Source organism: Deltaproteobacteria bacterium, assembly GCA_030654105.1.
Classification (GTDB): domain Bacteria; phylum Desulfobacterota; class SM23-61; order SM23-61; family SM23-61; genus JAHJQK01.
Window position 1 is genome coordinate 1 of the sequence record JAURYC010000253.1, and the last position, 25130, is coordinate 25130.

Below are 25130 nucleotides of genomic sequence, written 5' to 3' on the forward strand. Positions count from 1 at the left end.
GGGACGAAGCGGGATGAGGTGGAGCGTGGGCAGGTGGTGGCGAGGCCTGGGAGTATCACGCCGCACACGAAGTTTAAGGGGTCGGTGTATGTGTTGGCGAAGGAGGAGGGGGGTCGGCACACGCCGTTTTTTAATGGGTAGCGGCCGCAGTTTTATTTTCGGACGACGGATGTGACGGGGGTGGTGACGTTGCCGGAAGGGGTGGAGATGGTGATGCCAGGGGACAGTGTGGGGTATGAGGTGCAGTTGATTACGCCGATTGCGATGGAGAAGGAGTTACGGTTTGCGATTCGGGAGGGGGGTCGGACGGTAGGTGCCGGAGTCATCGCCGAAATCATCGAATAATCTATTAAGGATATGCTCTGCAGGATCGAAATAAGGAAAAATCTTAGGAGAACCAAAATATAAGCGAGAAATGAAGAATGGTGATCAATAGTCAAAAGATACGGATTCGATTGAAAGCTTACGACCACAGACTGCTCGACCAGTCCACCAAGGAAATTGTGGACACGGCCAAGCGCACGGGTGCCCGTGTGGCCGGGCCGATTCCTTTGCCCACGTCGATTAATAAATTCTGCGTACTTCGTTCTCCCCACGTGGACAAGAAATCTCGAGAGCAATTCGAGATCCGGACCCACAAGCGCCTCTTGGACATTCTCGAGCCAACCCAGCAGACGATAGATGCCCTAATGAAGCTTGACCTGGCTGCAGGGGTAGATGTAGAGATTAAATTGTAAGCAGCTTTCAGCTATCGGGTTTCAGCAAACAGGATGTTTCAACCCCAATTTTTAATTACGGAATGCTGATCGCCGACCGCTAAAAGCGATTCTAAGGATCGTGAAAATGTTGAAGGGAATCATAGGAAAAAAATTAGGAATGACCCAGATCTTTCATGAAGACGGAGGGGTGGTTCCGGTAACGGTCATAGAGGCTGGGCCTTGTCCAGTCGTCCAGGTAAAAACGCCTTTGAAAGAAAAATACGCCGCCCTGCAATTGGGATTCGAGGAGCGGGGCAAGAAGCGAGTGAAAAAACCCCTTCAGGGGCATTGCGCCAAGGCGCAAGTTGCTGCTGTCCATCATCTGAGAGAGTTTCAGGTTCCCGAGGTGAGCCCCTACCAAGTTGGACAGGTGATCACTGTTGAAGAATTCAAGGTGGGCGACCTGGTGGATGTAACGGGGATATCCAAGGGAAAAGGTTTTATGGGAGTGGTGAAGCGCTGGGGATTTCGCGGAGGCCCGGCTACCCACGGTTCCATGTTTCACCGAGCTCCTGGATCCATTGGAGCGAGCTCTTACCCCTCCCGGGTCTGGCCAGGGCAGAAGATGGGAGGACATACCGGGAACCAAAGGGTTACCTTGCAAAACCTGGAGGTGGTGGATGTCCGGCCACGGCAAAATTTGCTTTTGATAAAAGGAGCAGTGCCGGGTGGCTCACGGGGCTTGCTGCTGATCCGTAAGGCCAAGAAAAAACAACCCAAGGTCACGGGTTGAATCCTGGGATGGAGCGAATATGGTGAGAGTGGATATCATTGACATTCATCGTCAAAAAACTTCAGAGATAGAGGTGGGGGATCATCTTCTGAATGAACCGGAGAAACCCCATTTGGTATATGATGTGGTACGCATGCAACTGGCTTGCCGCCGGAGCGGGACGGCGTCCACCAAAGAACGTTCTTTGGTCCGTGGTGGAGGACGGAAACCATGGAAGCAAAAGGGTACCGGTAGGGCGCGGGCGGGTTCTACGCGATCCCCTCTGTGGCGGGGAGGGGGGACAATTTTTGGGCCGCACCCCCGAGACTATTCCTTCCAACTGCCTAAAAAAGTGCGCCGGGCTGCCCTTTGCTCCGTGCTCTCTGGTAAATTTCGAGAAGAGAAATTGCTCGTTCTGGAACGCCTTGACTTAGAGGAAGCTAAAACCAAAAGATTCATGGCTGCCCTGAAGACCTTGGGAGTCAAGGACGCGCTGATTGTCCTCGATGGTCGGGATCAAATATTGGAAAAATCTTCCCGTAATGTTCGGGGAATCCAGGTGATTGAGTGTGAGGGATTAAACGTACACGACATTCTCAGACACGAATACCTGGTTTTTTTGCGGTCCAGCTTGGAGAAGGTGGAAAGGAAATTGCGTCCATGAGAGAAGCCCATCAAGTTATTAAAAGGCCCTTGATCACGGAAAAAAGTAACCGTCAAAAAGAGGAAGGGAATCAAATTGCCTTCGTGGTCGACCCCAAAGCCACCAAGATCGAAATCCGCCAGGCGGTCGAAAAACTATTTAAGGTAAGAGTTCGGCGCGTACATACCATGAATTTGGTGGGAAAACGGAAACGCACGGGAAAGTTTTTCGGCTGGAAGTCTGATTGGAAAAAAGCCATCGTTACTCTGAAAGAAGGGGACCGTATCGAATTCTTTGAAGGGGTGTAAAAGAAAAAGAAAGGTTGCGCATGCCGATCAAAAGCTATAAGCCGACATCGCCGGGAAGAAGGTTCCAGACCGTATCAGATTTTGAAGAAATCTCCCGGCGGCGGCCAGAAAAAAGATTGCTTCTCCCGTTAAAGAAGAGTGGAGGAAGGAATACCTATGGGAGGATTACCAGCCGCTATATTGGCGGTGGGCACAAGCGTCGCTATCGGCAGATCGATTTCCAGCGGGAAAAGATTGATATTCCCGCGCGCGTGGCAACGATCGAATATGATCCGAATCGCTCGGCGCGCATTGCCCTGCTCCATTACGCCGATGGAGAAAAACGATACATTCTATCTCCTCATTCTTTAAAAGTTGGGGAGACGGTAATGGCTGGTGAAAGTGCCGACATCAAGCCGGGCAATGCTTTGCCGCTGAAGAATATTCCCTTGGGTACTTTAATCCATAATGTGGAACTCAAGCGGGGCAAAGGAGCCCAGATTATTCGCAGTGCGGGATCCTCCGGACAACTAATGGCCAAAGAAGGAAAGTATGCCCATGTCAAACTCCCCTCGGGGGAAGTCCGGCTGGTCCATTTGGGATGTTATGCTACTGTGGGACAAGTGGGCAATCTGGATCACGAAAATATTTCCCTGGGAAAGGCTGGCCGCACCAGGTGGCTGGGCCGGAGTCCTCGGGTCCGCGGGGTTGCCATGAACCCAGTAGATCATCCCCTGGGGGGTGGAGAAGGAAAAAGTTCTGGCGGGAGGCATCCGGTCACTCCTTGGGGAGTCCCTACGCGAGGGTATAAGACTCGGCAAAATAAGGCGACGGATAAATTTATCATCAAACGGAGGAAATAAGTTCAGAGGCTTTGAGTTCGGAGTAAAAAAATGATTCTTGAACTCTGAACCCTGAACTTTAAAGGAGTCAAGGGTGGGACGATCGATTCGCAAAGGATTCTATGTGGATCCTAAATTAAGGAAAAAGGTGGAAGAAGCCATCCGGACGAATAACCGAAAGGTCATCAAAACTTGGTCCAGGCGGTCCACCATTACTCCAGAAATGGTCGGGCAGACCTTTGCCGTCCATAATGGCAAGAAGTTTATCCCGGTATTTATTACGGAAAATATGGTCGGGCATAAGTTAGGAGAATTTTCGCCCACCCGTATCTTTTTCGGCCATTCGGGTGACCGCAAAACCAAGTTGAAGACGGCACCGAAACCAGCCTGAAGGAGGAAGGATGGAAACCCAAGCGATAGCCAAACATCTTCGTGTCTCGCCGCGCAAAGTACGGTTGAGCGCCGACCTCGTCCGGGGAAAGAGGGTGGAAGAAGCCCTGAATATCCTCTCTTTCACTCCCAAGACAGGTGCCAAAGTCGTTTCCAAAGTGGTGCGTTCCGCCCTGGCGAATGCCAGGCAGAATAAATCGATCGATGTGGATACGCTCTTGATCAAGACCATATTTGTCAACCAGGGGCCGACCCTGAAGCGCTTCCGCCCTATGCCTAGGGGGCGGGCCGGCAAGATTCGCAAACGCACTTGTCACATTACCGTAGTGTTGAGTGAGCCATAAGAAAAATTTATTAAAGAAGAGAAAAGGAGGTTGAACGTTGGGCCAGAAGGTAAATCCCATAGGGTTACGCCTGGGGATCGTGAAAACCTGGGATTCTCGATGGTACGCGGAGAAAATGTATTCCAAATTCCTTCAAGAGGATATTCTCCTTCGTCGGTACATTAAAGGAAAACTTTACCATGCGGGCATTTCCAAAGTAGAGATCGAACGCACCGGCAACCGCGCCAAGATCGCCATTCGCGCAGCCCGTCCGGGGATCATCATCGGACAAAAAGGGGCGGAGATTGAGAAGCTCCAGAGAGAAATCCAAAAAATGGTCCAGCGGGAAATTTCTATCAACATCCAGGAAGTTCGACGGACAGAAGTGGATGCTCAACTCGTTGCTGAAAATGTAGCATTACAACTCGAACGGCGGGTGGCTTTCCGGCGGGCAATGAAAAAAAGTGTCACGGCCTCGATGAAATTTGGGGCCCAAGGGATTAAAATCGCCTGTTCGGGGAGGCTGGGAGGGGCGGAGATTGCTCGGGCGGAGTGGTATCGCGAGGGCCGGGTCCCTCTCCATACCTTGCGGGCGGATATTGATTATGGGTTTACAGAAGCGCGAACGACCTATGGGGCGATCGGGATTAAGGTTTGGATTTATAAAGGAGAAGTGCTTCCGGTTACCCGTGGACGGAAAGAGTCGATGTAGTAAGGAGCCGATGAGAATATGTTAGCACCTAAAAAAGTGAAATACCGCAAGCAACAGAAAGGGCGGAGAAAAGGGATGGCTTCCCGGGGGAATCACTTAAACTTTGGCGATTACGCTCTGCAGGCCAGTGAATGCGGTTGGCTGACCACCCGGCAGATCGAAGCCGCCCGAGTGGCCATGACTCGTCATATCAAACGAGGCGGCAAAATATGGATTCGTATTTTTCCTGATAAACCTATTACCAAAAAACCGGCGGAAACCCGGATGGGGAAGGGAAAAGGGGCACCGGAAGATTGGGTTGCGGTAATCAAGCCAGGAAGGATCTTGTATGAAATGGAAGGGGTAACCCGCGAAACGGCTCTCCAGGCGTTTCGTCTGGCGGCTCATAAATTGCCTCTGGCCACAAAATTTGTCGCCCGGGAGGAAGCCAGTGAAAGCGCGTGAACTTAGGGATTTGAGCGAAGCGGAGCTCCGTCAAAAAGAGCTGGATTTAATTACCGAATTATTCAATTTAAAATTTCAGCATGCTACCGGGCAACTTGAAAATACAGACCGTTTGCCCCAGGTGCGTAAAGACTTAGCCCGAGTCAAGACTATTTTAGGCGAGAAGATCTCGGCCCAAGCCAAGGCCGTATGAGGAAGAAAGAATGAAGGAGAGAGGGATTCGTAAGACGAGGGTGGGGACGGTGGTGGGGGACCGAATGGACAAGACGGTCGTGGTTCAGGTTCAGAGATTGGTCAAGCACCCCCTGTATCAGAAGTACACCCGCAAGAGAGCTCACTATAAAGCCCATGACGAGAAAAACGAGTGTCGGATTGGCGATCGGGTCCTGATGATGGAGACTCGCCCTCTGAGCAGGGAGAAACGCTGGCGGGTGAAGCAAATTTTAGAAAAAGCGCAATAATTTACACCTCACCTTCGGCCATCCGTTAGAGGTTCGTTAAAGGGCGACAAAGCAGTTGCAACTTAAAGAAAAGTAAATTGTTAAGGGTATCGTCATGATTCAAATGCAAACCTTATTAGAAGCGGCTGATAATTCGGGAGCCAAGAAACTCTACTGTATCAAAGTTTTGGGAGGAACAAGGCGGAGATACGCCAGTTTGGGAGATGTGATCATCGTTTCCGTGAAAGAAGCCATTCCCAACTCCAAAGTCAAAAAGGGGGATGTAATGCGGGCGGTGATCGTCCGCACCGTGAAGGAAGTTCGACGCCTGGACGGCAGCTACATTAAATTTGACGACAATTCCGCGGTTTTGATCACCCCCCAAAACGATCCGGTAGGGACCCGAATTTTTGGACCGGTGGCTCGAGAATTGCGGGCAAAAAAATTTATGAAAATTATTTCCTTGGCTCCGGAAGTACTTTGAATCAGGGGAATCGTCAGTAGAGGTTTTCGATGGAACCCATCAAGTTTCATGTAAGGAAGAATGACATGGTTTTGGTTGTTGCCGGGAAGGAGAAGGGCAAGAGCGGCAAAATTCTGAGAGTTCTTCCCAAGAAGAATCGGGTGATAGTGGAAAAGGTTAACTTCGTCAAGCGCCATTCCCGGCCTTCGGGCAAGACCCGTCAGGGGGGAATTATTCAGAAAGAAGCCCCGATTCATATCTCCAATGTTTTGTTATTATGTCCCAAGTGCAACCAAGGTGTGCGGACGGGGAAGCGATTATTGGAAAACAAGAAAAAGGCCCTGGTGTGCAAAAAGTGTGGCGAGCTGATCGAAAGGACTTAGGGGACTGGCTATCATGACCCGATTGCAAGAGATTTATTTGAAGGACGTCGTTCCCCAGTTAATGAAAACATTCGGATACAAGAACGTAATGCAAGTCCCGAAGCTGGAAAAGATTATTCTCAACATGGGACTGGGGGAAGCGGTTCAAAATATCAAAATACTGGATCCAGCGGTAGAAGAGTTGAACCTTATCTCTGGGCAAAAGGCCGTCATTACCAAAGCCAAACGCTCCATAGCGACCTATAAGCTCCGAGAGGGTATGCCCATTGGTGCGATGGTAACTCTGCGCCGGAATCGTATGCTCGAGTTTTTCGATAAACTTGTGAACGTTGCCCTGCCGCGGGTAAGAGATTTCCGAGGAGTTTCCGGAAAAGCCTTTGATGGACGGGGGAACTATGCTTTGGGGATCCGGGAACAGATCATTTTCCCTGAAATCATTTTTGACAAAATTGACAAAGTAAAAGGGTTGAACATTGCCATTGTTACCACCGCCAAAACGGATGAAGAAGGGAAGGGATTGCTCCGCCTATTGGGGATGCCGTTTCGGAATTAAAGGAAATTTTATCGGACGCGGATAAACGCAGATTTGCAGGATTGAAATAATTTTTATCCGTTTTTTCTGCGAAAAATCTGTGTCCCATCGAATAGGAGAAAGGATCGGCTGTGGCCAAGACTGCCTTGGTTGTAAAAGCTAAAAGGAAACCAAAATTTAGGGTACGGGCTTACCACCGCTGTCCAGTTTGCGGGCGGCCGAGGGGATATTACCGCAAGTTCGATTTGTGTCGGATCTGTTTTCGCAATCTGGCCTCGCGAGGAGAGGTTCCCGGCGTTATCAAATCAAGCTGGTAGAGGACTTCATTCAGGGAGGAAAAAAGAGATGGGGATGACCGACCCCTTAGCAGATATGCTGACGCGCCTGCGAAATGCCAATAAGGCGAAGCACGAGAAAGTTGACGTCCCGACTTCGAACCTTAAAGCCCATGTAGCCCGCATTCTCAAAGACGAAGGCTATATTAAAAATTATAAAGTTATCAAAGATGGAAACCAGGGAACCTTGCGGATCTACTTGAAGTATGAGGGAGAGACGAAAAGGCAGATTATCAGCGGATTAAAAATCATCAGCCGACCCGGACTGCGGAGGTATGTACCAAAGAACGAAATCCCCCCTGTGCTCCGAGGCCTTGGGATTTCCATTCTTTCCACCTCCAAGGGAGTTCTCACGGATAAAGAAGCAAGGAAGATGAACGTGGGCGGGGAACTGCTCTGTTCGGTCTGGTAAGATTTCGAGGGAGAAGACCATGTCGCGAATCGGAAAAAAACCTATTCCCCTTCCCCCGGGGGTGAAGGTCGTGTTGGAAAGGCCTTTCATAAAAGTATCAGGCCCCAAGGGAAATCTGAGTCAAAAATTGGCCGGAGGGGTGGAACTGGCGGTGGAGCAGGATAAAATATGGGTTCACCCCCCGGAAGACCTTAAGAAAGGAAAAGCTCTGCAGGGACTTACCCGTACCTTGATCGCCAACATGGTAAAAGGGGTAAGTCAGGGGTTTGAGCGAGTGCTGGAAATTAATGGCGTAGGCTACCGGGTGGAGTTACAGGGGAGTGCTTTAAATTTCAACCTTGGATATTCCCATCCAATTCGGTTTCCCCTCCCCGAAGGGATTAAAGCGGATGTGGAACGTCAGAATCGCATTACCTTGAGGGGGTCGGACAAGCATCTGTTGGGATTGACGGCAGCAAAAATTCGCGGCCTCCGTCCCCCGGAGCCATACGGGGGAAAAGGGATCAAGTATGCGGAAGAGGTCATCCGGCGCAAAGCTGGCAAGACCGCCGTGGGGTAAAATGAGTGATTAGTGTAAGTGTGAGTGTCAGTTAGATGAAATTAACTCAGACTCCCACTCACACTGACACTGACACTATTCGTGAGGAAAATGGTGTGTTAAGAAAAGAGAAAGAGACAGCGCGCAGGCGAAGAAAGAAACGAGTAAGTTCGAAAGTACGGGGCACCCCGGAGCGCCCCCGGCTCTGTGTATTTAAAAGTTCCCGGCATATTTACGCGCAGCTAATCGATGATTTACGGGGGCAAACCTTGGTCGCAGCTTCTTCGCAAGATTCGGAGTTGCGGGGAATAGAACGGGGCAGGAAAAAAGTGGAAATGGCCCGGCGAGTCGGCACTTTGATTGCCGCCAAGGCCTTGGCCAAGCAGGTTCAGAAAGTTGTTTTCGACCGCAATGGGTTTTTATACCACGGTCGGGTGAAGGCCTTGGCCGATGCGGCGCGCGAGCAAGGGTTAGATTTTTAAATAGCTATCGGTTATTAGCGTTCAGCAAACAGCAGGAGAGAAAAAAAGTTCTGGCTGACGGCTGATCGCTGAACGCTTTTTTACAGGGAGGAAGTTCATTGGCGCAAATTAACCCAGAAGAACATGAGCTTGTCGACCGCGTAGTCCATATTAACCGCGTTGCCAAAGTCGTCAAAGGTGGTAGACGATTTAGCTTCAGCGCCCTGGTCGTGGTGGGGAATGGCAAGGGAGTCGTCGGTTTCGGGCTGGGCAAGGCGAACGAAGTTCCCGAAGCGATTCGCAAAGGAATTGACAAAGCCAAAAAGAACTTGGTTGAAGTTCCCCTGGTCCGGGGGTCAATTTTCTACGAAGTGGTCGGACGGTTTGGGGCAGCTCGCGTACTTTTAAAACCCGCCTCCGAAGGAACAGGGGTTATTGCCGGAGGAGCCGTAAGAGCGGTGTTGGAATCAGTCGGAATTGTCAACATTCTGACGAAATGCCTGGGTTCGCGAAATCCCCACAATGTGATCAAGGCAACCATTGAAGGCCTGCGCATGCTGAAGACGCCCGAGGTCATCGCAGCCAAACGAGGGAAAGTAGTTGCCGAGATCCTTTAGCCCCGCGGGCGATTCATGGGCAACGCCAGAAGCAGATACGCAACCTTCTGGGAAGGATGGAATATGGAAGAAAAAGTAATCCAGGTGCAATTGGTGCGGAGCGGAATCAGCCAACCAGAAACCCAGCGTAAGACCTTGAGAGGCTTGGGTTTGACGAAGCTGCAAAGAACAGTAAAGCTTAAAGATACACCAGCCATCCGGGGAATGATCCGTAAAGTTTCTCATTTAGTGCGAGTTATCGAAAGTTGAAGGATCGAAAAAGGATCGAAAGATGAAGCTGAACAATTTAAAGCCTCCGCAAGGAGCCACAAAAAAGAAGAAGAGAATCGGGCGAGGGGAAGGATCGGGACATGGAGGAACTTCCACCCGCGGCCATAAAGGTCAGAAAGCTCGTTCTGGCGGAAAAGTTTCCCGAGGGTTTGAGGGAGGCCAGATGCCGATGCAGCGGCGCCTTCCCAAACGCGGTTTCAAGAATCCCTTCCGTAAAGAATACACCATTGTTAACCTTCGAGATTTGGCCCGTTTTCCAGCCGGAACAGTAGTGGATGTTGCCGCTCTGGTAGCTTCGGGATTGGTAAAAAAGGTTCAATGGGGAGTAAAGGTATTAGGCGAAGGGTCCATTGCCTATCCTTTGACCGTGCGCGCGCATCATTTCAGCTTAGCCGCAAAGAATAAGATTGAGACTGCTGGAGGAAAGACGGAGGTTCTCTAAAGGTTGTTCCAGGGATTCCAGAATATTCCTAAAATTCCGGAGCTGAAGCGCCGAATCATTATCACGCTCCTGCTGTTGGCGGTTTACCGCATCGGGGTGCACGTTCCCACACCGGGCATCGATACCATAGCTTTATCAGCCTTCTTCGCGCAGGCCAAAGGAACTCTCTTTAGCTTTATCGATATGTTTTCGGGAGGGGCCTTCGAGCGGCTTTCGGTATTCGCCCTGGGAATCATGCCGTATATCAGTTCATCGATCATCTTGCAGCTCCTCACTGTGGTAGTTCCTCATTTGGAAAGGCTTTCCAAGGAAGGAGAGGCAGGGCGAAAAAAAATTACCCAATACACCCGGTATGGCACAGTCCTTTTAAGCCTGATCCAAGGATTTGGCATCAGTGTTGGGCTAGAGCATATGACCGGGCCGGGCGGAGAGTTGGTGGTCATGGATCCGGGGTGGGCCTTCCGTTTGATGACCATGATTACCTTGACGGCCGGTACAGCTTTTATCATGTGGTTGGGGGAGCAGATTACCGAAAGAGGAATTGGCAATGGGATTTCTCTGATCATTTTTGCTGGCATCATAGCCCGCTTGCCTACCGCGATCAGCAATAGCGCCCGTCTGATCCGCACGGGTGAGATGGGTATCCTGATCACCCTTTTCTTGATCGTTCTGATGGTAGCAGTGGTCGGGGCGATTATTTACGTGGAAAGGGGGCAACGGCGGATTCCTGTCCAATATGCCAAGCGCATCGTCGGCCGAAAAATGTATGGGGGACAGAGTACCCATCTGCCCTTGAAGGTCAATACCGCCGGAGTCATTCCTCCTATTTTTGCTTCTTCCATTATTATGTTTCCGGCAACCATCGCCAGTTTCGTGGACCACCCGTGGATGAAGGCCGTTTCTGCCCAACTCGCGCCCGGATCCTTGATCTATGAGCTCATTTACGTGGGCTTCATCTTTTTCTTCTGCTATTTTTATACCGCCGTTACCTTTAATCCAACAGATGTGGCCGACAATATGCGCAAGTATGGCGGGTACATTCCAGGGATTCGCCCGGGAAAGAAGACGGCAGAATTTGTAGACCGGGTTTTAACCCGAATCACTTTCAGCGGGGCCATTTATGTCTCGACGGTCTGCGTTCTACCTTCCATCTTGATTACCAAGTTTAACGTGCCTTTCTATTTTGGGGGAACGGCTTTGTTAATCGTTGTGGGGGTGGCCCTGGATACCGTGGGGCAGATCGAATCCCATATGTTGATGCGCCATTATGAAGGATTCATGAAGCGAGGGCGGATTAAGGGGAGAAGATAGGGAGGAAGATGGGGCTCTTGGATCCTCTTCCGGAAGATGAAAGAATCATCTTGAAATCTCCGCAAGAAATCGAAAAAATGCGGCGCAGCAATCAGATTGTAGCGGAGATTTTGGCGGAGATAAAAACATCGGCTCGGCCCGGGGTCACAACGCGGGAATTGGATGAGTTGGCCGAGGCCCTGCTGGCCAAGTTGAAAGCCCACTCGGCCTTTAAGGGATATAACGGATACCCGGCGGCCCTATGTACCTCGGTAAATGAAGAAGTCGTACACGGGATTCCCTCGAATCGAGTTCTGAAGGAAGGAGACATTCTGAGCTTAGATTTCGGGGCCATCTATGATGGCTTTTATGGGGATGCCGCCATAACCTTACCCATCGGAAGTATTTCAACAGAGGCTGAGCAATTGCTACGGGTAACGGAGGAGGCTTTGTATCTAGCCATCGATCAGGCCCGGCCGGAAAATCGCCTCATGGATATATCCGCCGCGATTCAGAGGCATGTAGAATCCCATGGTTTTTCGGTTGTGCGAGATTTTGTTGGACATGGGATTGGCAAGCATTTACATGAAAAACCCCAGGTCCCCAATTTTGGAATTCCCGGGCGCGGGGTACGCCTGAAGCCCGGGATGACCCTGGCCATTGAGCCCATGATCAACGCCGGAGGTTGCGAAGTGATGATTCGAGAAGACGGATGGACGGCTGTAACGAAAGACAGAAGTCTTTCGGCTCACTTTGAACATTCCGTAGCCGTAACGGAGAATGGGCCGGCCATTTTAAGCAAACTTTGAATTGGCCAAGATACAACCCCCAAGGGTGAAGGCCCTTTGGCTTAAGGAATAATCGGAGATGTCCAAAGAAGACGTCATTGAGGTCGGAGGAACGGTGATCGAAACCCTCCCCAACGCCATGTTTCGGGTAGAGTTGGAAAACGGTCACCGCGTGCTGGCGCACATCTCCGGCAAGATGCGCATGCATTTCATAAAAATATTAGCTGGTGATAAGGTGACAGTGGAACTTTCCCCTTACGACCTCAACCGGGGGCGGATTATTTACCGGGCGAAGTAAGACGGGTTTCCCCGGTTGGAACAAAGGCGGGATTCCAAGGGGACTCGGGTAAGAGAATCGGATGGCCAAACAAAGGAACCAGTCACCGAGGGCCATGGGAAGGAAAGAAAGATGAAAGTAAGGGCTTCCGTGCGGCGAATATGTGACAAATGTAAGGTCGTAAAACGGAAAGGCGTCGTGCGGGTGATCTGCCAGAATACCCGGCACAAACAAAGGCAAGGATAAGAAGAAAGGAAAAAGGAGGTAGGTGTGGCGCGCATTGCAGGAATTGATCTTCCCCGAAATAAAATTGTAGAAATTGCTCTGACCTACATTCACGGCATCGGCCGCTCTACGGCTCGCAAGCTTTTAGAACAAGCCCAGGTTGACTTTCAACGCAAGACCGACCAATTGACCGACGTAGAAGTAGCTAAAATCCGTGAGGCCATCGACAAGAGCAACTTGAAAATCGAAGGGGATTTGCGGCGAGAAGTTTCCATGAACATCAAACGACTGATGGACTTGGGGGCTTACCGGGGTCTTCGCCATCGACGCTCGTTGCCTGTGCGAGGCCAGCGCACCCATACCAATGCCCGCACCCGTAAAGGACCTCGGCGCCTGATGGGCGGGAAGAAGAGATAGATAAAGGAGGAAGAATGCCGCCAGTAAAGAGTTCAGGGGCGAAAAAGAAGGAGCGGCGGAATATTCAGAACGGCGTCGCCCATATCCAATCTACTTTTAATAATACGATCGTGACGATTACCGACGTGAGTGGAAATGTCATTGCCTGGGCTAGTGCGGGTAGCGTGGGGTTTAAGGGGTCGCGCAAGAGTACTCCTTTTGCCGCCCAACTTGCCGCCGAACAGGCCGCCAAAAGAGCAATGGAGCAAGGAGTGAAGACCATCGAAATCTACGTCAAAGGCCCGGGGGCAGGACGCGAAGCAGCTTTACGGTCTTTGCAGGCTGCGGGATTTCGAATCGACCTCATCCGGGATGTCACTCCCATCCCCCACAATGGCTGTCGGCCGCCCAAAAGACGGCGGGTGTGAACCCCGGAATGGGATGGACATAAAAGAGGAGGCCTACTTTGGCGCGATATATTGAGTCGGTTTGCCGGTTATGCCGGCGGGAGAATTTGAAGCTTTATTTAAAAGGGGACCGGTGTTATTCCGATAAATGCGCCTTCGAACGGCGGAGTTACCCGCCGGGACAGCATGGTCAAGGCCGGTCAAAATTTTCCAGTTACGGCGTTCAGCTTCGGGAAAAGCAAAAAGTCAAGCGAATGTATGGCTTGGTTGAAAAACAGTTTCGGAATTTTTTCGCCAAAGCGGAAAAACAAAAAGGGATTACCGGAACCAACCTCCTCATTTTTTTAGAGAGGCGCCTAGACAATATGGTCTACCGTCTGGGATTTGCCAACTCGCGGAATGAAGCCCGTCAATTGGTTCAACACAATCACTTTAATGTCAACGGACGTAAAGTGAGCATCCCTTCCTATTTAGTCAAAATCGGAGATGTAATTGAATTGAGGGAAAAGAGTCGCAAGAGTGCCAAGATCAACGATTCATTGGAGGGAGTGGCCAGACGAGGAATTCCCTCTTGGTTGGAGCTGGATAAGGAGCATTACCGGGGGCGGATTTCGGCTTTACCTAGCCGTGAGGATTTGACCATGCCCATCAAAGAACAATTGATCGTGGAACTTTATTCCAAATAACCCTTCGAAGATTTCAGTCGAATTCGAGATCAAGGAGTTCATACCTATGTATAGAAATTGGCAAACCCTGATAAAACCGAAGGCCATTGAAGCAGAACAGGAAACCCTCAGCCCCACCTACGGACGTTTTCATGTTGAGCCTCTGGAACGCGGGTTTGGCATCACCATCGGAAATTCCTTGCGCCGAATTCTGCTCTCTTTCCTTCAGGGAGCGGCCATCACAGCCGTGCGCATCAAAGGGGTTCTACATGAGTTTTCCACCCTTCCGGGAGTTCGCGAGGACGTTACCGATATCATTCTGAACATAAAAGAAATATTGGTTAAACTACACTCCGATGGCCCGGAAATCCTACGCTTGAAGGTCAACAAACCCGGAGTGGTGAAAACCCAGGATATCCAGGCGAATGCCAACGTGCAAATTTTAAACCCGACCCATCCCATAGCTGCGCTCTCCGAAGATGGAGAATTAGAAATCGAGATGGTGGTCAAGCGGGGAAGGGGATATGTACCTGCCGAACGGAATCGGGAAGAAGGACAGCCTATCGGCACAATTCCCGTTGATGCTCTTTTTTCCCCGATTCGCAAAGTAAATTACACGGTTACTCATTCTCGCGTAGGCCAGATTACGGATTATGACCGCCTCACTCTGGAGATTTGGACCCATGGAGGGTTAGCCCCTGCGGACGCCATTGGCTACGCCGCCAAAATTCTGAAAGATCAGGTCAGTGTATTTATCAATTTCGATGAAGGGGATGCCATTCCCAAACCGCCCGAGGTGGAAGAGGCCTCCAAAATCAATGAAAATCTGTTCAAGAGTGTGGATGAACTTGAACTTTCCGTGCGTTCAGCCAATTGTCTGAAGAATGCCGATATCCGATTCATTGGGGATCTGGTGCAAAAGACAGAGGCGGAAATGCTGAAAACCAAAAATTTTGGTAGAAAGTCTTTGAATGAGATCAAGGAGATTCTTACGGAAATGGGATTGAACTTAGGGATGAAGTTGGAAAATTGGCCTCCTTCCGAAATGCAGAAGCCGGAAAAAGAAGCCTAAAGAAGGAACGTTAAAATGCGTCATCGAATTGCTGGAAGAAAATTGGGCCGGACCACAAGCCACCGTTGGGCCATGCTTCGCAACTTGGTTACTTCCCTGTTAGAGCATGAGAAAGTAAAAACGACAGATGCCAAAGCCAAAGAGCTTCGCCCTTTGGCTGAAAAAATGATCGGATTGGGAAAAAGAGGAGACCTTCATGCCCGGCGTCAGGTTTTGACGGTTGTGCGCAAAGCCGAAGTAGTCCGCAAGTTGTTTGATACGATTTCCCCGCGTTACCAGTCCCGCAATGGAGGGTATACCCGGATCGTTAAATTGGGTTTTCGGTCGGGGGATGGCGCCCCGGTATCTATTGTGGAATTGGTTACGGAAGGTAAGGAAGCCAAGGGCCTGAAAAAGCGCAGGATGGGCAAAAGACGCCGGAAGGAAAAAGGGCCGACCGAAGCAACGAAACCGGAAGCTCCGGCGTCCAGGGCGTAAAAAAAGAGAGAAAAAAAGGCGAGACTTGGTCTGGCCTTTTTTTTATGGAAAAAAGATGATCGAGGTTCGGGAAGCTACTTTTTATTATCCCTGCCGCAAAGATTCGCCGAAGCTCGTATTTGAGGGGTTCAATCTTCTGATTCCCAAGGGGCGTTATGTGGCTCTGATGGGCCCGAACGGAGCTGGAAAGAGCACCCTGGGGAAAATGATCAAAGGCTTGCTCTCGCCTTCTTCCGGCCAGGTTTTCATCGCCGGCCAACCCTTGAGGCCGGGGGAAATTTCACCTCGAGTGGGGTACGTTTTTTCCAATCCGGAAAACCAGATCGTTGCCTCCGTGGTGGAAGAAGACGTGGCCTTTGCTTTGGAAAATAGAGGAATGGACCCTTCCACCATGGCCCGGCTCGTCCAGGATAGCCTACGGTTGGTAGATATGGAGGATTATCGCTTTCATCCCCCCCATCTCTTGTCCGGTGGGCAGCAGCAAAAAGTGGTTTTGGCCGGGGTGTTGGCTATGGAGAGTGAAATTCTCGTCCTGGATGAGCCCACTTCCATGTTAGATTTACAGGATCGGAAAGAGATGCTGGATCTTTTCACCAAAATCCACCGCCAAGGAGGAAGAACCCTGCTGCATATTACCCATTCTTTCGAAGAGGCTCTAAGTGCCCAAGAATTTTTGTATCTTGATAATGGCCGTGTTTCCTTTTACGGAACATGGGATGATTTTTTTGATAAGGGTTTATTGGATGATTCTCTGAGAATAGCACTTCCCCCTATTTTGGAACTTATCCAAAAGTTGCGTGAACGGGGACATTTGATTCCTAATGATGTACGCTCCCTGGATGAGTTGAAGGAATTCCTGCTTGGCAATCCCCAATCCGCAATCCCCAATCCGCAATCATAGTCTATATCCGATTTTCCTTGACACCCTTGTGAGGTCACCCATATAATTTCCCAAGAACCTTAAGGAAATTGAAGAAAATCTTTTCAAGCGGTGAGTGCCGCTTGAAGAAAGGAGGCGAAAAATGCCTGAACAAAAAGTGGGGGAAGTAATTAAGTTCTTTTCCAAGGCCAGCGTTGCAGCAATTAAGGTTACAGAGGGGACCCTTAAGGTTGGAGACCGGATAAAAATCAAGGGGCATACTACAGATTTTGAAGATCAAATTCAGTCCATGCAAATCGAGAACCAGCCCGTGGAGAAAGCTGAAGCCGGGCATTTGATCGGGATCAAAGTAAAAGATCGCGTCCGTGAAAAAGATGTAATCTGGAAGATCGTGGAATAAGGAGAAAAGCATTCTTCAGCCCATCATTTTTGTCGAAAGGCTAAGCCATATTTACAATCAGGGGACTCCTTTAGAAAGAAAAGCCTTGGTGGAGGTTTCCCTGCAGATTGAAGAAGGGGAATGTGTAGGGATTGTCGGGGAGACGGGTTCGGGGAAGACAACGCTGGTGCAGCATTTTAACGGACTATTAAAACCTTCTTCAGGGAAGATATGGGTTGAAGGAGTTGAAATTAACCGGCCCGGAACCTCAGGGGTTAAACTGCGGCAACGCGTAGGGCTTGTCTTTCAATATCCGGAACATCAGCTTTTTGAAGAGACCGTTTTTGATGATATTTCCTTCGTTTTACGCCAGCGTAAAATTCTTGCGGCTGAACAAATTGAACAGCGGGTGAAGTCGGCCTGTGCGGTCGTAGGGTTGGATTATGAGGATTTTCGTCGACGGTCCCCCTTTGAGCTAAGCAGTGGAGAAATGAGACGAACCGCCCTGGCCGGTATTTTAGTCCAGGAACCACGCCTGCTCATTTTGGACGAGCCTACCGTCGGTTTGGATGGACCCAGCAAGAGGGAAATCCTAAAAGAGATTGACCATCTCCACCGTTCCGGAAAGACCGTGGTCATTGTTTCCCACGGGGTGGAAGATCTTCTGGAAATCGTCAACCGGCTAATTGTTTTGGAGAAAGGGAAAGTTTTAACTGCCGGTTCGCCGCCTGAGGTATTTTCTTTCCTGCTGGAGAACGATAAACTGACCTTCTTGGTCTCTCCGGTTTATCGCTTATGCCGCAACCTTCGTGCGGAAGGATGGGACATCCCTGAAGGAATTTATCGGGTAGAGGAGGCTATACCCATCTTAGACCAAATAATAAGAAAAAGCCCGGCTAGGGCGAGGGGAATTTTGAAAGGTAATTGAAAAAGGAGCAACTCTGTTTGTCCCCGCTCCTGGAAGCCATGAGCCTTGCCTCTACTCATGGCTTTTTCGTTTGTAGGCCTGAATAAACGTCAACCGAGGCAAATGCGACCATTTTGTTTATAATTTACTTCAAGCAAATTAGCTTCTTAATTTGCTTATGAATCATCCTCCTCATAAAGACAGGGCAGTGATGGATTCGTGAAAAATGAGGGAGGGAAGGGGAAATTGAAGTTGATAATATCGGCAACCTATGGTATGAAATTAAAAATTTACTATGCGAGTCGACAGCTGCCGGTACTTTTTGTTTTTATGGACGGCGGGGAACAAGCAAGAAAAAATCTGTGGAAAAGGAGCTTTGATGGAGATCAGAGTTCTCGGCTGTTACGGGGGGGAGCTACCCGGATACCGATTTTGCAGCTTTGCGGTAGACGGAAAATTACTATTGGACGCAGGAGCGGTGACATCCGTGCTCCGTCTTCCGGAACAGCGCCGACTTTCTTACATCCTGGTCACCCACACCCATCTTGACCATATCAAAGATATCCCTTTTTTAGCGGCAAACCTGGTAGAGGAGCGCTTCCATCAACCGGTCAACATTATCAGCACCGGGCAGATCATTGAAAGTATCAAATCCCATCTTTTCAACGACGCTCTATGGCCAGATTTCACGGTCCTGCCTACAGTAGAATTTCCAGTGCTAAAATTTACTTCCATCGATCCGGAAGTGGACGTTCCCTTGCAAGAATTCACGATCCGGGCCATTCCTGTGAACCACACGGTCCGGGCCGTTGGCTACATCATTCGCAAAGGTCGAAGCGCCATTCTTTACACCGGAGACACCGGACCAACGGAACGAATCTGGGAAGAGGCCAATGACCTCGAGGACTTGAAGGCAGTGATGGTAGAGACTTCGTTTCCCAATAAGTTAAGGGCCGTAGCGGAAAGTAGCGGCCACATGACTCCGCTGATGCTCAAGAGGGAATTGAAGAAACTTCGCCGTAAAGGCATTCCCATCCTCCTGGCGCACATGAAGCCCCAGTATTTGTCCTTGTTAAAGAAGGAGGTCCGCCAGATTGGCTACCCCAAGATTTCCTTTTTGCGGCAAGGGGAGCGTTATCAGTTTTAGGTTATGGAAGAGACCAATCAGCAATGGATTCAGTGCAATGCTTGCCGGGAAATGCTCTACCGTAAAGAGGTAGAACGTAACCTCCAGGTTTGCCCCAAATGTAATTACCATTTTCGCATTTCCACGGCTGAGCGGCTCTCCTTAGTTTTGGACGAAGGAAGCTTTGTGGAGATCGATGCGGAATTGGAATCCCTGGATCCCCTACGATTTAAGGATCGGATGAAGTATGAAGAAAGAATTTTGGAAAGTCAGCAAAAAACCCAGGCCAAAGAAGCGATCGTCTGCGGGAAAGGGACGATCTTAAGGCAGCCCATCATGATTGGGGTGATGAACTTTGAATTCATGGGGGGCTCCATGGGATCCGTGGTGGGTGAGAAAATTGCCCGCCTGGTGGAAAAGGCAATGGCTGCTGATTGGGGGGTTGTCATTTTTTGTTCTTCGGGGGGGGCGCGCATGCAGGAGGGAATCCTTTCCTTGATGCAGATGGCCAAGACCAGTGCGGCCTTAGCCCGGCTAAAAGAAAAGGGCCTGCCGTACATTTCCTTTCTAACGGATCCTACGACCGGCGGGGTATCCGCGAGTTTTGCCATGTTGGGAGATATTATTCTGGCCGAACCCAAAGCGATTATCGGATTTGCCGGCCAGCGGGTGATTGAACAGACAATCAAGCAAAAATTGCCCCCAGGATTTCAGCGATCAGAATACCTTATGGAACGGGGAATGATCGACCTGATCGTTGAACGGAAGGAGATGAAGAAGGTTTTAGCTACCCTCCTTTCTTTATTGCGCAAGCAGAAAATACGGGAGAAAGAAGCATAACAGATGCAGAGGAAAGGAGAATTTAAAAAAGGTTACCAGCAGACCCTGGATTACCTTTTCGGATTGCAGCGGTTTGGGATCAAACTGGGCCTTACCAATATCACGGCCTTGCTCAGCCATTTGGGTAACCCTCATAGGGGATTGCCGGCCATTCATATCGCCGGTTCCAATGGAAAAGGTTCTACGGCAGTTTTTCTAACTTCGGTATTACGGCAATCCGGCATGAGGGTAGGCCTGTATACCTCTCCCCATCTGGTCGACTTCAGCGAGAGAATCCAGGTCGATGGGATTCCCATTTCCTCGGAAAAGGTAGTCCAATTGACGGAATATATCCGGGAAGTCGTCGAGAGACTGATCCAAAAGGGAGAACTTTGCCTGGCTCCGAATTCCCAACCCCGGCCTAAAGAATTTGACGCCGAAAAAGCCACGATCACCTTTTTCGAATTCGCCACGGCCATGGCCTTTCTCTATTTCCGCGAGGCCAAAGCGGAGGTGGTCGTACTGGAGACAGGTTTAGGAGGAAGGTTGGATGCCACGAACGTGATCGATCCTCTGCTTTCCCTGATTACCCCTATTTCTTTGGAACACCAGCAGTACCTGGGAAAAACGTTGATGCAAATTGCCGCCGAAAAAGCGGGAATCATTAAGCCGAAGCGGCCTTTACTTACTTCAGCCCACCAACCCCGCGTGATTACTCTCTTGCGCCAAAGGTGTCAAGATCTTGGTTCCCCCTTCTACGTTTGGGGAGAAGACTTTACGGCTAGGCGGCAAGCCCCTCAGGTTATCGATTTTAAAGGACGATCGCATCATTGGGCGGGTCTGCGCTTGGGATTAACCGGTAGCCATCAAGTGGTCAATGCCTCCTTAGCGTTGGCAGCAGTTGAAGTGTTAATGGAATCCGGGTTTACCATCGAAGAAGATCAAATCCGACGGGGTGTTGCCCAGGTGAGATGGCCAGGGAGGTTGGAACTGATCGGACAAAATCCCAGGATTCTCTTGGACGGAGCTCACAATCCGGGAGCCACCCGGGTATTGAAAAAAGCTTTGCAGGAGGGATTTCAGCGGCGCCGGCTCATTCTGGTCATGGGCATCATGGCGGATAAGGATATTGCCAAAATGATGACCAACCTGGTTCCACTGGCCGACTTTTTGATTCTTACTCGGCCGAAAATGGACCGGGCTGCCTCCCTGGAGTACTTGCGTCAGCAGGCTTCTGCTTTTCAGAAACCGGCTACCGAAATCGCCGACGTAGGTCAAGCCCTTGATCACGCCCTAACTGTGGCCTGTGGCGATGATTTGGTTCTCGTTTCCGGATCTCTTTTCACGGTAGGGGAAGCCCGGGCTCATTTGGCCAAAAAGGGCATGGTTCTCTCTTGATTTATTCCTTGGTTTACTCCCTTTCCATCCTATTCTTTCTTTTTCTTGCTTTTCTTCCCCAAGCCGACGCGCAGGTGTCCTTTTTAGAGAAGCCGGAAACCTCCAGCGGCCCCATCCGGGTGCAGGCGGACCATATTGCTTATGATAGAACGGAAGACTCTTATGTAGCGGAGGGGAAGGTGGAAGTATGGGAGGGAAACCGCAAGCTTGCCGCTGATCGGGTATTCTTGAATGCCAGAACTAACGAGGCCGAGGCCATCGGCAACGTGATCCTCGTTCAGGGGGAAGACGTCCTGCGCGGTGAAAGGATGAAAATCAATCTGGAAACCAGCCTGGGGATTATCATCCAGGGGTCTCTTTTCTTGAAGAAACAAAATTTTTACCTCCGGGGGGAAGAAATCGAGAGAGTGGGGGAAGATACGTACAGGGTTCGAGGAGGAAGTTTCACGACCTGTGAAGGGGATTGGCCGGCCTGGCGTTTCACGGGAAGGGAAACCCTGGTGACGCTGGAAGAATATGCCTCCGTATGGGGGGCTACCTTTCAAGTGAAAAATATTCCATTATTTTATTCGCCTTATCTGATCTTTCCCGTGAAGACCAAGCGGCAATCAGGCTTTCTGATCCCCCGGATAACTTATTCCAATACCGGTGGGGCGGAATTGGATAATGCTTATTTTTGGGCCATTGCGGAAAATATGGATGCTACCTTTTACCTTGACTTGGCCACGATTCGGGGTGTGGGGGAAGGGGTAGAATATCGGTACGTTCGCCAGAGAGAAAGCAAAGGAATCTTTTACGGGTATCATATCCGGGAAACGGAGCAATACCGGCAAAAGCGAACCGAACAATTAGACCGCAAGCCCGACCGCTGGAATTTGGACCTGCAACATGAAGAGTATTTTAGTCAGACGTTTTTCGCCAAGACATGGCTCAGGGGGTTCAGCGACCGCCAATACTTCAAAGATTACGGCTTGGCCTATGAGGACCGATCCAGCGAACAGGCCTATTCGTTCATCTCCTTGACCAAGAACTGGGAGCGGTTCAGCCTTTTTGGAGAGGCACGGAATACCGTTGATTTAAGGCAGGAGGACAAAACCACTCTCCAGAATTACCCTGCAGTCAATTTCAGGGGAGTTAGACAGCCGATCTTGGGCTCCCCTTTCTATTTCAGTATGGATTCTTCCTACGGTTATTTTTGGCGGGAACAAGGAGTGACCGGCCACCGGATGGACCTTTATCCTCGCCTGTCTCTTCCCCTGAGGTGGGGATTTTTTGAGATCACCCCCGATTTAGGAGCCCGGGAGACAATATATCGCAGCGGGGACGCAACCGACGAATCTCATAGTCGAGCATTATGGGATTTCAAAACCACGGTGGCTACAGAAATTCTCCGCATCTTTGATACTGGATCCAAAAGAGTTCCTATGTTGAAACACCTGATCCGCCCCGAAATCACCTATACTTATGTTCCGGATGTGGATCAGCAGCAGATTCCCAATTATGATACGCCTGTGCCCAAGTCTAACGCCATTACCTACGGAATCACCCAGCGCTTGATCGGAAAAGTTGAGGAAGAACCAGGAAAGACCCGTTATCACGAATTCGCCTATTTCAAATTAAGTCAAACCTACAACCTATTCGAGGTGAATCGAGATGTAAGCTCTGGCAGCGAGCCACGCCGGCCCTTCGGCCTGATCAACGCCGAGGCAAGAGTTAAATTGTTACAATATATAAACGTCGAGAATATCACCGCTTACGACCCCAATAAGAACCGCTTCCTTAGTTCTTATACCTCAGCGGACTTTAGCGATTTCCGGGGTGACGGATTACACCTGGAATACACCTGGGCCGCGGGAACCCAAGACCAGATCAATGGAAATCTTAGAATCCGCATTTTACCCTCTTTGGATGTTTCCTATGGAAAGCGTTATTCCCGGTTGGACCGGCAGACCTTGGAAACTGTGTACGGTTTACATTACCGCCACCAGTGTTGGAGCGTAGAGTTGTCTTATACGGAAAGGCCTGGCATTGCCGGCCAGCCAGCCGAGAAGAAGGCTATGGTGATGTTTACCATAGCGGGGGTGACTCCGGTCGGGATGCGCTGAGTTGGAGTTAGCCTCGCCTAATATCAACCGTGTTGTCATAGAAAGTTGATCCTGCACCCCGGTCCGTTAGCCGTTGAGAGGTTAGGGCATTAACGGACCTGGAACTGGGGCAGTGACCCAGCCACCACACTCCTTCGGCTACCACGATACCGGCAGGGACTTTAGGGGTTGCCTGCAAAACAAAGGAGACTTCGCCCCATTCGTTGAAGGCGATGACTGCCTCGCCATCTTTGAGGTTTTTGGCCTGGGCATCCGCCGGGTTCATGCGGAGAAACATAGCCTTCTCTTTTTGGCGGAGATCTTCCCGCTCCCGAAAAGAAGAGTTCAAAGCATAGAGGCTGGGGGCCGTCATCAATCGAAACGGAAAATCGCCGGCGTAAGGGGGAATATAAAGGGGTAAAGGATGAGGCTCGGCGGGATTCAATATTTCAATTTTCCCTGAAGGAGTCTTGTATTGGGTCCTGGCATGGGCAGGGAGGCGAATTTCCACCGCCTTCCCGGCGGCGAAAGCTTCTTGATCGATGCCTTCCCGCATAGGGCTGGGGAGGGAAAGGATATATTTGATAAGCTCTTCAGCGGTTTGGCGGAAGGAGGGCTCGGTGAAACCCATGGCCGCGGATAGGAGGCTGAAAACCTCCCTATTGGATTTGCTCTCTCCCACTGGGGAGATAATGGCTTCTGCCTGCTGGATGCAATAAGTTCCATAAGACCGATATAGATCAGCATGTTCCAGGGAAGATGTGGAAGGCAAAACAATATCGGCGAAACGAGCAGTGTCGGTCATGAATCTTTCATGAACAACCGTGAAAAGATCCTCCCGGGCCAACCCCTTCAATACCTGATTCTGGTCAGGGGTAACGGCAGCGGGGTTGGAGTGGTAGACGTAAAGGCTTTTGATGGGAGGGTCATCGATTTGGTTTAGGACGCTTCCCAACTGGTTCATGTTGACGATGCGGGTTTTTTTTACCATGAAGTCCTCCCGCAGGATTTCCCCCATGGGGAAGGCCCCGCCCGTGCTAGTGCCCACAAAACATCCTCCCCCCTTCTTTTTCCAGGCTCCAACCAAAGCAGGCAGGCAGACGATCGATCGTACGTTCATGGCCCCGTTCGCGTACCGGGAAAGCCCTGCCCCCACCCGAATGAAAGGAGCTCTGGCCCTCCCGAAGGCAAGGGCCATAAATTTGAGGTCTTCAACGGAAAGGCCCGTAAGGCCGCTGACCCTTTCCGGCGGGAAATCGGGGAGAATTCTCGTTTTTAATTCCTCAAACCCCTGAACGAAAGTTGACAAAAATTCTTGATCGACGAGGTTCTCGCGAAGTAACAGGTGCATCAATCCCAGGGCCAGAGCACCATCGCTTCCGGGACGGACCAGAAAGGTCCGATCCGCCAGGGCAGAGGTTCGGGTCGCGTACGTTTCAATGAGCCAAACCGAAGCCCCCCTTTTCTTAGCCTCCCGGACCCCGTGGAGAAAGTGGATGTTCGTGGCGACGGCGTTGATGCCCCAAAGAATCACGAGGTCACTTTCTTCCACTTCGTCGGGATGAAGAGCTGCGGTATTGCCCATGACCGCTTTCCACCCGGCCTCTTTCGCCGGGGCGCAGATGGTGCGATCCAGGCGAGAAGCTCCCAAACGGTAAAAGAAGGGGTGGCCGGCATTGCGCTGGATGATTCCCATGGTGCCGGCGTAGGAATAAGGAAGAATAGCTTCGGCCCCGTATTGAACGATGACTTTTTTCCATCGTTCGGCAATATGCTGAATAGCTTCTGGCCAGGAAATGGGGCGAAACTCGCCGGATCCTTTATAGCTCGTACGCAACAAGGGGCGGGTTAGACGCAGGGGCGAGTGAACCGTGTCCTGGTAGCGGTTCATCTTGCCACAAAGGGTGCCTCGGGTGAAGGGATGTTCCGGGTCGCC

At 50.5% G+C, this 25130-nt stretch carries 37 protein-coding genes and 2 pseudogenes; 38 read left to right on the forward strand and 1 reads right to left on the reverse strand.

The window, feature by feature from the left end; all coding sequences use genetic code 11:
* The 38 genes and pseudogenes from tuf to lptD all read left to right on the forward strand — a co-directional run bounded on the left by tuf (nt 1) and on the right by lptD (nt 23215).
* A pseudogene (gene tuf / locus Q7V48_10710) lies at nt 1–345 on the forward strand (elongation factor Tu).
* Nucleotides 346–428: 83 nt separating this feature from the next.
* Nucleotides 429–737, forward strand: coding sequence for a 30S ribosomal protein S10 (rpsJ, locus tag Q7V48_10715; protein MDO9211198.1), 309 nt, complete (start codon nt 429–431; stop codon nt 735–737).
* A gap of 106 nt (nt 738–843) precedes the next feature.
* A complete protein-coding gene (gene rplC / locus Q7V48_10720; GenBank protein MDO9211199.1) occupies nt 844–1491 on the forward strand; it encodes a 50S ribosomal protein L3 in 648 nt (215 codons plus the stop codon).
* Nucleotides 1492–1510: 19 nt separating this feature from the next.
* Nucleotides 1511–2134 carry a 50S ribosomal protein L4 gene (gene rplD / locus Q7V48_10725; GenBank protein ID MDO9211200.1) on the forward strand — a complete coding sequence of 208 codons (624 nt, stop codon included), beginning with the start codon at nt 1511–1513 and terminating at the stop codon, nt 2132–2134.
* The gene (locus Q7V48_10730) at nt 2131–2421 is read left to right on the forward strand and encodes a 50S ribosomal protein L23 (protein ID MDO9211201.1); all 291 of its coding nucleotides are present in this window, start codon (nt 2131–2133) and stop codon (nt 2419–2421) included. The genes rplD and Q7V48_10730 overlap by 4 nt, the downstream gene beginning before the upstream one ends.
* 20 nt (nt 2422–2441) lie before the next feature.
* Nucleotides 2442–3263 carry a 50S ribosomal protein L2 gene (gene rplB / locus Q7V48_10735; GenBank protein MDO9211202.1) on the forward strand — a complete coding sequence of 274 codons (822 nt, stop codon included), beginning with the start codon at nt 2442–2444 and terminating at the stop codon, nt 3261–3263.
* A 73-nt stretch (nt 3264–3336) separates the two neighbouring features.
* On the forward strand, nt 3337–3633 hold the full coding sequence (rpsS, locus tag Q7V48_10740) for a 30S ribosomal protein S19 (protein MDO9211203.1): 297 nt from the start codon (nt 3337–3339) through the stop codon (nt 3631–3633).
* A gap of 10 nt (nt 3634–3643) precedes the next feature.
* The gene (gene rplV, locus Q7V48_10745; GenBank protein ID MDO9211204.1) at nt 3644–3976 is read left to right on the forward strand and encodes a 50S ribosomal protein L22; all 333 of its coding nucleotides are present in this window, start codon (nt 3644–3646) and stop codon (nt 3974–3976) included.
* A gap of 37 nt (nt 3977–4013) precedes the next feature.
* Nucleotides 4014–4667 (forward strand): 30S ribosomal protein S3, encoded by a 654-nt coding sequence (gene rpsC / locus Q7V48_10750; protein MDO9211205.1) that lies wholly within the window; start codon nt 4014–4016, stop codon nt 4665–4667.
* A gap of 18 nt (nt 4668–4685) precedes the next feature.
* Nucleotides 4686–5111: a 50S ribosomal protein L16 gene (rplP, locus tag Q7V48_10755; GenBank protein MDO9211206.1), complete on the forward strand. Its 426-nt coding sequence runs from the start codon at nt 4686–4688 to the stop codon at nt 5109–5111.
* Complete coding sequence (rpmC, locus tag Q7V48_10760) at nt 5098–5304, forward strand: 50S ribosomal protein L29 (GenBank protein MDO9211207.1); 207 nt, start codon at nt 5098–5100, stop codon at nt 5302–5304. Before rplP ends, rpmC begins: the two co-directional genes overlap by 14 nt.
* Nucleotides 5305–5314: 10 nt before the next feature.
* The gene (gene rpsQ, locus Q7V48_10765) at nt 5315–5572 is read left to right on the forward strand and encodes a 30S ribosomal protein S17 (protein MDO9211208.1); all 258 of its coding nucleotides are present in this window, start codon (nt 5315–5317) and stop codon (nt 5570–5572) included.
* Nucleotides 5573–5666: 94 nt separating this feature from the next.
* Nucleotides 5667–6035: a 50S ribosomal protein L14 gene (rplN, locus tag Q7V48_10770; protein ID MDO9211209.1), complete on the forward strand. Its 369-nt coding sequence runs from the start codon at nt 5667–5669 to the stop codon at nt 6033–6035.
* A gap of 29 nt (nt 6036–6064) precedes the next feature.
* A complete protein-coding gene (rplX, locus tag Q7V48_10775; GenBank protein MDO9211210.1) occupies nt 6065–6397 on the forward strand; it encodes a 50S ribosomal protein L24 in 333 nt (110 codons plus the stop codon).
* Nucleotides 6398–6410: 13 nt separating this feature from the next.
* On the forward strand, nt 6411–6950 hold the full coding sequence (rplE, locus tag Q7V48_10780; GenBank protein MDO9211211.1) for a 50S ribosomal protein L5: 540 nt from the start codon (nt 6411–6413) through the stop codon (nt 6948–6950).
* 110 nt (nt 6951–7060) lie between these two features.
* Complete coding sequence (locus tag Q7V48_10785) at nt 7061–7246, forward strand: type Z 30S ribosomal protein S14 (protein ID MDO9211212.1); 186 nt, start codon at nt 7061–7063, stop codon at nt 7244–7246.
* Nucleotides 7247–7274: 28 nt separating this feature from the next.
* On the forward strand, nt 7275–7676 hold the full coding sequence (gene rpsH / locus Q7V48_10790) for a 30S ribosomal protein S8 (GenBank protein ID MDO9211213.1): 402 nt from the start codon (nt 7275–7277) through the stop codon (nt 7674–7676).
* A gap of 19 nt (nt 7677–7695) precedes the next feature.
* Nucleotides 7696–8235, forward strand: a complete 540-nt coding sequence (gene rplF, locus Q7V48_10795) for a 50S ribosomal protein L6 (GenBank protein ID MDO9211214.1) — start codon at nt 7696–7698, stop codon at nt 8233–8235.
* A 95-nt stretch (nt 8236–8330) separates the two neighbouring features.
* The gene (gene rplR, locus Q7V48_10800; GenBank protein MDO9211215.1) at nt 8331–8696 is read left to right on the forward strand and encodes a 50S ribosomal protein L18; all 366 of its coding nucleotides are present in this window, start codon (nt 8331–8333) and stop codon (nt 8694–8696) included.
* Between the two features lie 98 nt (nt 8697–8794).
* Nucleotides 8795–9292 carry a 30S ribosomal protein S5 gene (rpsE, locus tag Q7V48_10805; protein ID MDO9211216.1) on the forward strand — a complete coding sequence of 166 codons (498 nt, stop codon included), beginning with the start codon at nt 8795–8797 and terminating at the stop codon, nt 9290–9292.
* Between the two features lie 63 nt (nt 9293–9355).
* Nucleotides 9356–9541, forward strand: coding sequence for a 50S ribosomal protein L30 (rpmD, locus tag Q7V48_10810; GenBank protein ID MDO9211217.1), 186 nt, complete (start codon nt 9356–9358; stop codon nt 9539–9541).
* Between the two features lie 22 nt (nt 9542–9563).
* A complete protein-coding gene (gene rplO / locus Q7V48_10815; GenBank protein MDO9211218.1) occupies nt 9564–10004 on the forward strand; it encodes a 50S ribosomal protein L15 in 441 nt (146 codons plus the stop codon).
* Between the two features lie 3 nt (nt 10005–10007).
* On the forward strand, nt 10008–11315 hold the full coding sequence (gene secY / locus Q7V48_10820; GenBank protein ID MDO9211219.1) for a preprotein translocase subunit SecY: 1308 nt from the start codon (nt 10008–10010) through the stop codon (nt 11313–11315).
* Between the two features lie 8 nt (nt 11316–11323).
* Nucleotides 11324–12103 (forward strand): type I methionyl aminopeptidase, encoded by a 780-nt coding sequence (map, locus tag Q7V48_10825; GenBank protein MDO9211220.1) that lies wholly within the window; start codon nt 11324–11326, stop codon nt 12101–12103.
* 58 nt (nt 12104–12161) lie between these two features.
* Complete coding sequence (gene infA, locus Q7V48_10830) at nt 12162–12380, forward strand: translation initiation factor IF-1 (GenBank protein ID MDO9211221.1); 219 nt, start codon at nt 12162–12164, stop codon at nt 12378–12380.
* Nucleotides 12381–12491: 111 nt separating this feature from the next.
* Nucleotides 12492–12605: a 50S ribosomal protein L36 gene (rpmJ, locus tag Q7V48_10835; protein ID MDO9211222.1), complete on the forward strand. Its 114-nt coding sequence runs from the start codon at nt 12492–12494 to the stop codon at nt 12603–12605.
* 24 nt (nt 12606–12629) lie between these two features.
* Nucleotides 12630–13001: a 30S ribosomal protein S13 gene (gene rpsM, locus Q7V48_10840; GenBank protein ID MDO9211223.1), complete on the forward strand. Its 372-nt coding sequence runs from the start codon at nt 12630–12632 to the stop codon at nt 12999–13001.
* Between the two features lie 14 nt (nt 13002–13015).
* Nucleotides 13016–13408: a 30S ribosomal protein S11 gene (rpsK, locus tag Q7V48_10845; protein ID MDO9211224.1), complete on the forward strand. Its 393-nt coding sequence runs from the start codon at nt 13016–13018 to the stop codon at nt 13406–13408.
* A gap of 38 nt (nt 13409–13446) precedes the next feature.
* Nucleotides 13447–14073: a 30S ribosomal protein S4 gene (gene rpsD / locus Q7V48_10850; protein ID MDO9211225.1), complete on the forward strand. Its 627-nt coding sequence runs from the start codon at nt 13447–13449 to the stop codon at nt 14071–14073.
* 46 nt (nt 14074–14119) lie between these two features.
* Complete coding sequence (locus Q7V48_10855; protein ID MDO9211226.1) at nt 14120–15124, forward strand: DNA-directed RNA polymerase subunit alpha; 1005 nt, start codon at nt 14120–14122, stop codon at nt 15122–15124.
* 15 nt (nt 15125–15139) lie between these two features.
* A pseudogene (gene rplQ, locus Q7V48_10860) lies at nt 15140–15493 on the forward strand (50S ribosomal protein L17).
* Nucleotides 15494–15656: 163 nt separating this feature from the next.
* Nucleotides 15657–16502, forward strand: coding sequence for an ATP-binding cassette domain-containing protein (locus Q7V48_10865; protein ID MDO9211227.1), 846 nt, complete (start codon nt 15657–15659; stop codon nt 16500–16502).
* A 121-nt stretch (nt 16503–16623) separates the two neighbouring features.
* Entirely contained in the window at nt 16624–16881 is a 258-nt protein-coding gene (locus tag Q7V48_10870; GenBank protein ID MDO9211228.1) for an EF-Tu/IF-2/RF-3 family GTPase, read from the forward strand.
* Between the two features lie 88 nt (nt 16882–16969).
* Entirely contained in the window at nt 16970–17788 is an 819-nt protein-coding gene (locus tag Q7V48_10875; GenBank protein ID MDO9211229.1) for an ATP-binding cassette domain-containing protein, read from the forward strand.
* A gap of 358 nt (nt 17789–18146) precedes the next feature.
* Nucleotides 18147–18914 (forward strand): 3',5'-cyclic-nucleotide phosphodiesterase, encoded by a 768-nt coding sequence (locus Q7V48_10880; GenBank protein MDO9211230.1) that lies wholly within the window; start codon nt 18147–18149, stop codon nt 18912–18914.
* Between the two features lie 3 nt (nt 18915–18917).
* Nucleotides 18918–19733 (forward strand): acetyl-CoA carboxylase, carboxyltransferase subunit beta, encoded by an 816-nt coding sequence (gene accD / locus Q7V48_10885; protein MDO9211231.1) that lies wholly within the window; start codon nt 18918–18920, stop codon nt 19731–19733.
* A gap of 3 nt (nt 19734–19736) precedes the next feature.
* Nucleotides 19737–21110, forward strand: coding sequence for a folylpolyglutamate synthase/dihydrofolate synthase family protein (locus Q7V48_10890; GenBank protein ID MDO9211232.1), 1374 nt, complete (start codon nt 19737–19739; stop codon nt 21108–21110).
* Nucleotides 21107–23215 carry an LPS assembly protein LptD gene (gene lptD, locus Q7V48_10895; protein MDO9211233.1) on the forward strand — a complete coding sequence of 703 codons (2109 nt, stop codon included), beginning with the start codon at nt 21107–21109 and terminating at the stop codon, nt 23213–23215. Before Q7V48_10890 ends, lptD begins: the two co-directional genes overlap by 4 nt.
* A 7-nt stretch (nt 23216–23222) precedes the next feature.
* Here lptD and Q7V48_10900 read toward each other — a convergent pair.
* Nucleotides 23223–25130, reverse strand: a 1908-nt coding sequence (locus tag Q7V48_10900; GenBank protein ID MDO9211234.1) for a molybdopterin oxidoreductase family protein, incomplete at its 5' end; no start/stop codon positions are given.